This is a genomic window from Acetobacter senegalensis, assembly GCF_001580995.1.
Classification (GTDB): domain Bacteria; phylum Pseudomonadota; class Alphaproteobacteria; order Acetobacterales; family Acetobacteraceae; genus Acetobacter; species Acetobacter senegalensis.
In genome coordinates, this window is the sequence record NZ_LHZU01000071.1 from 1 (window position 1) to 8132 (window position 8132).

Sequence of the window (8132 nt, forward strand, 5' to 3'; positions counted from 1 at the left end):
AAGCAGAAGCAGAAGCAGAAGCAGAAGCAGAAGCAGAAGCACTTCCCGCACGATCACAGTGCGGGCATTCTCTGCATGCCCCAGAACAAACGCAGGGGAGGAGGGGCGAAGAGCAGCAACAGGCGCGCACTGGCGGCGGCACTGAGCAGGACCATTTTCAGATGAAGCGTTCCGTATGGCCGCTGGTTTATGAAGATCTGGACCGGGGGCAGGTGGTCTGCACGCCGGAATTGTTTGGCGATGTCGTGCTGGCGCGTCGGGATGTGCCAGCGTCTTATCACCTTTGTGTCACGCATGATGATGCCATGCAGGGTGTCACGTTGGTGGCACGGGGGGAGGATTTGCGCCCGGCCACGGACCTGCACCGACTGTTGCAGGCGCTTATGGGGTGGCGTACGCCCACTTATGTGTTCCATCCGCTTTTATGTGATGCGCAGGGACGGCGGCTGTCCAAACGGGATGGTGCGGCGTCTGTGCGGGAGATGCGCGCAGCGGGCATGACACCGGAAGCCGTGCGGGCCATGGCGGTGTTTGCGGGTTGCTCCACCTGAAAAGAGCCGGGGCAGCACGAGAAGAGCCGCGCCTTACGTAAAAATCATGGCAGAAAGGCCTTTCTCCGGTTCCGCCGGAGGCAGAAGCGCATTACTGTGCCGCGCGAAGCGGGATTTTTGGAATCATCTCCCATTAATGCTTCGGCCGCCTGAGGCGGCGAGAATGAAAAATTGAGTCAGGAAGTGTGGAAATCATGAGCATTGTCGCTGACCGTCTGAACAGGATCAGCCCCAGTCAGACGATTGTTATTTCGACCAAGGCCCGCGCGCTGAAGGCGGAAGGTCGGGATATTATCAGCCTTTCAGCCGGAGAGCCGGATTTCCGCACCCCGGACAATATTGCCCGCGCCGCCATGAAGGCGATTGAAGACGGCAAAACCCGCTACACCGACGTTGCGGGCACCCCCGAACTGCGCAAGGCCGTGGCGGAACGCTTCCGCATGGATAGCGGGCTGGATTACACGCCCGAGGAAGTGATTGTTTCCACCGGCGGCAAGCAGGTGATCTACAACGCCATGATGGCCTCCCTGAACCCCGGGGATGAAGCCATTATTCCGGCTCCGTGCTGGGTGTCCTACCCCGATATTGTTACGCTGGCGGAAGGCGTGCCGGTGATTGTGCCCTGCAAGCGTGAAAACGGCTTCAAGCTGACCGCTGAGGAACTGGAAGCCGCCATTACGCCGCGCACCAAATGGTTCTTCCTGAACTCCCCGTGCAACCCCACGGGGGCAGCTTATTCCGCTGAAGACCTGCGCCCGCTGTGTGATGTGCTGCTGCGCCACCCGCATGTGTGGGTCTTTACGGACGATATTTACGCCAAGCTGGCGTACGATGGTTTCCGCCCCGCCACGTTTGTGGAAGTGGAACCCCGCCTGCGTGCCCGCACCGTGACCATGAACGGTGTTTCAAAGGCCTATGCCATGACCGGCTGGCGCATTGGGTTCTCTGGCGCACCGGTGGAAATGACCAAGGCCATGAACAAGTTGCAGGGGCAATCCACCTCCAACGCGTGCTCCATTGCACAGGCCGCTGCGGTTGAAGCGCTGACCGGCCCGCAGAACTTTATTGGCGAGATGGTGACAACCTATCAGGGCCGGCGTGATCTGGTGGTGTCCATGCTCAATCAGGCAAAAGGCTTGCAGTGTGATAAGCCGGAAGGCGCGTTTTACGTGTTTCCGTCTCTGGAAGGTTGTCTGGGCAAGACCTCTGCCGGTGGCCACAAGCTGGATACGGATGAAGCGTTCGTAACGGCTCTGCTGGAAGAAGAAGGGGTGGCTGCCGTGCATGGCTCCGCCTTCATGTATCCGGGCCATATGCGGATTTCCTATGCCACGGATACGGAAAGCCTGCGGGAAGCCTGCGCGCGCATCCAGCGGTTCTGTGCGGGGCTTGTGTAAGCATGGTCCGCTCTTTTGCCCGCCGGATGCAAGGGCTGCCCGCGCCTGCCACCATTGAAATGGCGCGGCGCGCCCGTGCCCTGCGGGCAGAAGGCAAACAGGTGATTTCTCTGGCGTTGGGGGAACCGGATTTTCCCACGCCAGCCGCCGTGGTGGAGGCTGCGCATCAGGCAGCGCTGGCCGGGCAGACCAAATATCCGCCAGTTGATGGCACCCCGGCGCTGAAGGCGGCAGTTGCCCGCAAGTTCAGCCGCGAGAACGGGCTGGACTACGCCCCGGACGAGATCATGGTCTCCAACGGTGGCAAACAGGTTATTTTCAACGCCTTCATGGCCACCCTGAATGATGGGGATGAAGTGGTGGTGCCCGCCCCTTATTGGGTGAGTTATCCGCTTATTGCCCGCATGTTTGGTGGTGTGCCGGTCTATGCGCCCTGTCGGGAAGAAGACGGCTTTCGCCTGAAAGCCGAGGTGCTGGCTGCGGCCATGACCCCCCGCACGCGCTGGGTGGTGCTGAACTTCCCAAACAACCCTACCGGCGCGGTGTGTGAACAGGCTGATCTGCACGCCGTGGCAGAGGTGCTGCGGCAATACCCGGATGTATGGATTCTGTCTGATGAGATCTATGAACATCTGGTTTTTGATGGCGTGCAGTCGGCATCGATTGCGGCCGTAGCGCCCGATCTGAAAGACCGCACCATCACGTTGAATGGTGTCTCCAAAGCCTATGCCATGACCGGCTGGCGCGTAGGCTTTGCCGGTGGCCCGAAAGATCTGATTGCCGCCATGCGCGGTGTGCAGGGAAACGCCACATCCGGCATCTGCACCATTGCACAGGCCGCCGCCGCCGCCGCGCTGGATGGTCCGGCTGATCTGGTGCGCACCATGGCCGAAACATACAGCCGCCGCCGTAAGATGGTGGTCGAGGCTTTACGTGCTGTGCCCGGCTTGACCTGCGCCATGCCGGAAGGGGCATTTTATGCCTATCCGGGTGTGGCGGGTTGCCTTGGCCGCACAACAGCAGGCGGAACCCGGCTGGAAACCGACCATGATTTTGCAGTGGCTTTGCTGGAAGAAGCGCATGTGGCCACGGTTCCGGGTTCAGCGTTCGGGCTGTCTCCCTATCTGCGCCTTTCCTGCGCCACCCGTGATGAAGACCTGAAAGAAGCCTGCACCCGCATTGCCCGGTTTGTGGACGATCTGCATTAACGGCTGGCTGGGGCGCGTTTACGGGTAAGAGTGTCAGCCGCGTTTCTTTCTCACCACTCTCTCTTGTCTTACATTAAGGTAAGGCGAGGGAGAGTTATTGGGGAGTCGGGAGTATGTCCATCCGGCGTTATGGCATCTTATTCGGAGCAGTCCTGAGTGTCTGGCTGATCGGCCTTCCTGCTTTTGCATCCTCCTCCTGCAAATGGGAAAAGGCTGAATATGTCTCGGAAAATGGGGATTACCGTTTCCATGTGGATATGGATGATCTCGTTCGCCGGGGATGGACAAAATATGCATTCATAAAGAGTCTCAGAACTGGAAAATCCATCAAACTCGTTCTGGATGTTGGACCGAGTGAGCGTATTTTCGCGTATCGGATTGGCGGTAAAGGCTCGACGGATGTCATCTTCATGCAGGATGCCCGTCATATAAACAGAAATTTCCCAAAAACTGGGGAAAGTGCTGCAGAAAGCATTATTTTTGTGGACCTTTTGGGGCTTCTTTATCCTGTAGAAGACAGGTTAAAGCCTGAGCAGCAGGTTTTTATGCTGAAATCCTGTTCTAAGTAAAAAACTGTTTTTTTCTTTATTATGACAAATTAAAAGATAAAGAGGGAATCAAACTGATCTGATGGGTCAAAGGATGTCAGACGCACCTATGGTGGGTTAGAGACCAGACAGGTCGTAATCCGTGGAGAACTAAGAGAGTTTGGCAAAAAACGCGCAAAGGACAGTGGCGACGCACAGACAGAGCTGCTGCAAGACGTCATTTCGGGTGCCGATATTCTTACCAACGGATAAAGAAATCTACGATGTCAGAAATAAATGTCTATCGAGTCAGCAGTAATCTTCAATACGGTCGCATTTCACCCGCAGCAAGAATAATGGACGGTAAAAGACAACCCGTCTTCCCCAATGATATCGCTTTGGAAGACTGGGAACTCTATCCAATCCGCTTGAGTAAATTCACAACAGATGTGGACTTTATCCCTTATTATGCTGGTAACGAATTTATTCTTGATGAAACGGCAAAAACCCTGCTTCAGCCTCTAACAGAGGCTTGCGGTGAGTTCCGGCCCGTCAAAGTCGGTGAACGCTTTTACTGGTGGTTCAAATGCACTGCCCGCTATGACTGCACGGTCAAGGGAAAGATTGAGGGAAGAATTGGGATTGAAAAACTAAATTTGTGGTCTGAAGTCAATCGATGGGTTTTTGATCCGAGCCGACTGAGAGAGGCACCTGCTATTTTTATTCCTCATGAAGATCCGATCATGAGACTTTGCACAGATGTCCTGAAAGATGTGGTTGAAAAATCCGGGCTGGTTGGACTGACCTTCCAGCATCTCTGGAATTCCACCACTGGGGGAGAATGGGTTAAGGAGCCTCCTGTTCTTGGCCCGATTGCAGCAAAATTGGGCAAGGAACTTGAGGACAAATGGGAAAAGAATAAAAAGAAATATGGCCTGCTTTACGACAAATTAAAAGATAAAGAGGGAATCAAACTGATCTGATGGGTCAAAGGACATTAGGGGCGCACGGATAAACACACCACACGTTCTGGTCAGAAACTCTGTCATCCTTGACTGCCGCCAAATCGATGACCCCTGAAAGCCGATCTCTACTTTTCTGGTAGAATGAAACTGCAGAGTTTTTGAGCTTTTCCTGTATCTGAGGTTTCCGTCTGACAGGTGTCTATTCTATCCAGATTGTCATCCATAAAGCGCCTGCTCTAACCACGAGTTGTCATGTTTCAGGATTATCCACCGCTCTCATCTGGGCACCCATGTCAGCGGTTTTTTTCGATACCAAAAGATGTGGCTCTTGTTGCAACGCCTGACGGCAGAAGAGAAACCACAACAGGGCGGAGGCGGAATCCCAATCCCTGTAAAGTAGTGGGCGGTCACGCATGCTACAGCGCGTGGCAATAAGAATGTGCACGGATTGGCACCGTTGTTTTGAACTGTGGTCGCGCAAGCGCAGCTAGCGCGTGCGGATGAAGAACTGCTTTTAAAACCAGTTTGTATTGTAAGGGACTGGACGGATACCTGAAGATCAGGACGACACAGACCGGATAAAGCGCAAAACGCCGTTCCCGACATTCTGATAGGCGTAGTTCTGGGCGCTGCTATAGATGGTGAAGTCATTGGTCGGCACAATCTGGCTTTCCGTGTCAAAATCCAGCCGCAACGTCCCTTGCAGCACAAAAATCATTTCATGCCAGCCTTCCGGGTCCGGATCAGCCGTGTAACGCTCGCCTACTTCCAGAGACCACAGCCAGAGCTGGGTATCATGCCGGGCAGGGGCGGCCCCCAGCAATGTGGCCTGGCTCTGTGGCCCTACGCCGCGCCACATCACTTCCTCCAGCCGCCGGATTTCACGCTCGGGGTTGCTGACCAGTTTCAGGAAGGACGTGTTCAGGGCTTCCGCCAGGCGGTCCAGCGTGCCCAGACTGATATTGGCGTTGCCGGTTTCCAGATTCACAATCATGCGGCGGCTGATGCCAGAGGCCGCCGCCAGAGCTTCCTGGCTCAGGCCCGCTTCCTTGCGCAGACGGCGGAGGTTTGTTCCGACATGGGCAAGAACATCGGAACGCGGGGCTTGATTGTGCATTATAGTGCCCATATATGCTGAAACCTATGAACCGAATTCATCCCACCTCTGAGCTGCCAGTCAAGATGCTCTCTCGTCAGGAGATGATTTTGATTGGCATTACCATGTTGTGGGGGGCAACGTTCCTTATCATTCATAACACCCTGCGCCATACCGGGCCGCTTTTTTTTGTTGGGGTACGGTTCATAACGGCGGGTATCATGTCCGTGGTGCTGTTCCATAAATCGCTGGGCGGATTCCGGCGGCATGAGGTCAAGGCCGGGGCCTGTATCGGGGTGGCGGTGTTTCTGGGCTACAGTCTGCAAACGCTGGGGCTGAAAACCATTCCCAGCAGCCAGTCCGCCTTTATTACGGCATTGTATGTGCCAATGGTTCCGTTTCTGCAATGGGCGGTCCTGCGCCGCAGGCCCCATGCCATGAGCTGGGTTGGCGTTGCTTGCGCCTTTGTAGGGCTTGTGCTGCTGACAGGCCCGAGTGCCGCCACCGGCCTACAGTTCAGTGCCGGAGAAATCTCCACGCTGTTGTGTGCGCTGGCCATTGCCGTGGAAATCATTCTGATCAGCCGTTTTGCGCCGGGTGTGGATAGCCGCCGAGTGACCATGGTGCAGCTTCTGGTGGCGGGGCTGCTGGCCTTTTGCACCATGCCGCTTGCAGGCGAGGCCGTGCCACCCTTTTCCTGGACATGGGTTGCCGCAGCTGTTGGGCTTGGAGCCATGACGGCCATTATCCAGTTTGCCATGAACTGGGCGCAGAAAACCGTTTCCCCTACCAGAGCCACCGTTATTTATGCAGGCGAGCCCGTATGGGCCGGGCTGGTCGGGCGCATGGCAGGAGAGGTTCTGCCAGCTTCTGCTTTAATCGGCGCTGGGCTGATTGTTGCGGGCGTGCTGGCGAGCGAGTTGCGCCTGCCGCGCTCGCGGAAAGCGAGAGTTACCCGCTCCGCCGAAATGGAAGAAGCGCGTTAGCTGTTTAGCCTCCGCAATCTGCGGCAGGGTTGTTATCCTCGCAACACGTTGCGCGTGTACGTTTTCGCCAGATCCGCGGCGCTCTCGGTTTCCGGTAGTAGGGAGATCAGTTGCAGTTCATCGCAATACTGGGCCATCTGTTCGCGCAGGGCGTGGCCGGTAACGGGGCGGATTGTTGGCTCACTGTTCAGCATGGCCAGCACGTTGTCTGGCGTCATGGTCGGGGTATCATCCGCCACCAGGGTTGCGGCTTCGCTCCGGTGCGTGTTGGTCCATTTTGCGGCGTCCCGCAGGGCGAGGGTCAGGGCCGTTGCGGCATCCGGGTCTTCTTCAAAAGCACTGTTGCTGACACCCAGAATCAGGTTTGTACGGTCCGCATAATGGCCGGTGTTGCTGCTGACCAGTTCCGCAAACAGACCATCACTCTGGTTGAGCAACTGCCACGCCAGCGGATCATGCGCCACAACGGCATCCAGTTCCTTGCGCTGTGAAGCTCCCAGAAGCTCTTCGGCAGGCAGGGTTTTCCAGTTCACGCCAGACATGGCGTTAATGCCCTTGCGGCGCATCATGATGGCAAAGAACAGTTTATCCGCAGCATTCAGGTCTGGCACGCCTACGGGGCGGTTCATTAACTGGTCCAGCCGGGTCACGCCGGAGCCACGCCGCACCAGCAGGCGGAACACGCCGGGCTGAATACCCAGCACAAGGCTGGCTGACAGGCCCGCATGCAGGCGTGGCAGCCATGTCAGGGCTGGTGCAACGGCATAAGTGGCCTTGCCGTGTTCTAGCGCATCCAGTGCTTCAGAGCCATCCAGAAAGTCCCCGGCGGTTTCCAGTTCTAAGCTGTAGCGGGCAAAAAAATCTTTCTGATACGCCACAGCCAGCACAGGGGCCGTGGTGGCATGTGGCCACGCAATGGTGAGCTTTCTGTAACGGCCGTCGGGTTGTTTGTGCGGTGGACGGTTGGCGCGGTGGAGTTCATAGGCGCTCACTCCCCCCGCCACGGCCAGCCCCGCAAGGCTGCTTAACAGAATACGGCGGCGGAAAACCGGGGTGGAAGAAGATCCGTTCATGCTCATGAAATCCTTCCTACACCGTGTTTTTCCGGGTGTCGTCCTGCAAGGGAAACCGGAAATGAAAAAAAATGAAAAAAGGGGGTTTACGACCCGCCGGGAACCCGGTTATACGGTGCCTCGCTGATCCCGAATAGCTCAGTTGGTAGAGCAAGCGACTGTTAATCGCTGGGTCGTAGGTTCGAGTCCTACTTCGGGAGCCAGCCAGATTTTTCCCTGACAATTTGATGCACCGCCTCGTCTAGCATAAAATTATGCTTGCATGTGGGCCGATAATGCCGCCGCTTTGTTGCGGTTGCGGTTGCGGTTGCGGTTGCGGTTGCGGTTGC

The 8132-nt window shown here is 56.4% G+C and carries 8 protein-coding genes and 1 tRNA gene; 7 read left to right on the forward strand and 2 right to left on the reverse strand.

Annotated features, from left to right (window positions below):
• The 5 genes from AD948_RS00950 to AD948_RS00970 form a co-directional block, all read left to right on the forward strand.
• Nucleotides 1-551: glutamate--tRNA ligase family protein (locus tag AD948_RS00950; protein ID WP_248845864.1), on the forward strand; the 551-nt coding region annotated here is incomplete at its 5' end.
• A gap of 194 nt (nucleotides 552-745) precedes the next feature.
• Nucleotides 746-1948 carry a pyridoxal phosphate-dependent aminotransferase gene (locus AD948_RS00955; RefSeq protein WP_035380499.1) on the forward strand — a complete coding sequence of 401 codons (1203 nt, stop codon included), beginning with the start codon at nucleotides 746-748 and terminating at the stop codon, nucleotides 1946-1948.
• A 2-nt stretch (nucleotides 1949-1950) separates the two neighbouring features.
• Nucleotides 1951-3156: a pyridoxal phosphate-dependent aminotransferase gene (locus tag AD948_RS00960; RefSeq protein WP_061470307.1), complete on the forward strand. Its 1206-nt coding sequence runs from the start codon at nucleotides 1951-1953 to the stop codon at nucleotides 3154-3156.
• 113 nt (nucleotides 3157-3269) lie between these two features.
• Nucleotides 3270-3725, forward strand: coding sequence for a hypothetical protein (locus tag AD948_RS00965; protein ID WP_061470308.1), 456 nt, complete (start codon nucleotides 3270-3272; stop codon nucleotides 3723-3725).
• A gap of 242 nt (nucleotides 3726-3967) precedes the next feature.
• Nucleotides 3968-4666, forward strand: coding sequence for a hypothetical protein (locus AD948_RS00970; RefSeq protein WP_156478878.1), 699 nt, complete (start codon nucleotides 3968-3970; stop codon nucleotides 4664-4666).
• Between the two features lie 541 nt (nucleotides 4667-5207).
• On the opposite strand, the gene AD948_RS00975 is transcribed toward AD948_RS00970, so the two are convergent.
• Nucleotides 5208-5765, reverse strand: a complete 558-nt coding sequence (locus AD948_RS00975) for a helix-turn-helix domain-containing protein (RefSeq protein WP_006560282.1) — start codon at nucleotides 5763-5765, stop codon at nucleotides 5208-5210.
• An 83-nt stretch (nucleotides 5766-5848) separates the two neighbouring features.
• Here AD948_RS00975 and AD948_RS00980 point away from each other — a divergent pair, with 83 nt between their 5' ends.
• The gene (locus AD948_RS00980) at nucleotides 5849-6730 is read left to right on the forward strand and encodes a DMT family transporter (RefSeq protein ID WP_248845865.1); all 882 of its coding nucleotides are present in this window, start codon (nucleotides 5849-5851) and stop codon (nucleotides 6728-6730) included.
• A 32-nt stretch (nucleotides 6731-6762) separates the two neighbouring features.
• On the opposite strand, the gene AD948_RS00985 is transcribed toward AD948_RS00980, so the two are convergent.
• The gene (locus tag AD948_RS00985; protein ID WP_082666550.1) at nucleotides 6763-7803 is read right to left on the reverse strand and encodes an ABC transporter substrate-binding protein; all 1041 of its coding nucleotides are present in this window, start codon (nucleotides 7801-7803) and stop codon (nucleotides 6763-6765) included.
• 127 nt (nucleotides 7804-7930) lie between these two features.
• On the opposite strand from AD948_RS00985, the gene AD948_RS00990 reads away from it, so the two are divergent.
• Nucleotides 7931-8006 (forward strand) — tRNA-Asn (locus tag AD948_RS00990).
• Nucleotides 8007-8132 lie beyond the last annotated feature (126 nt).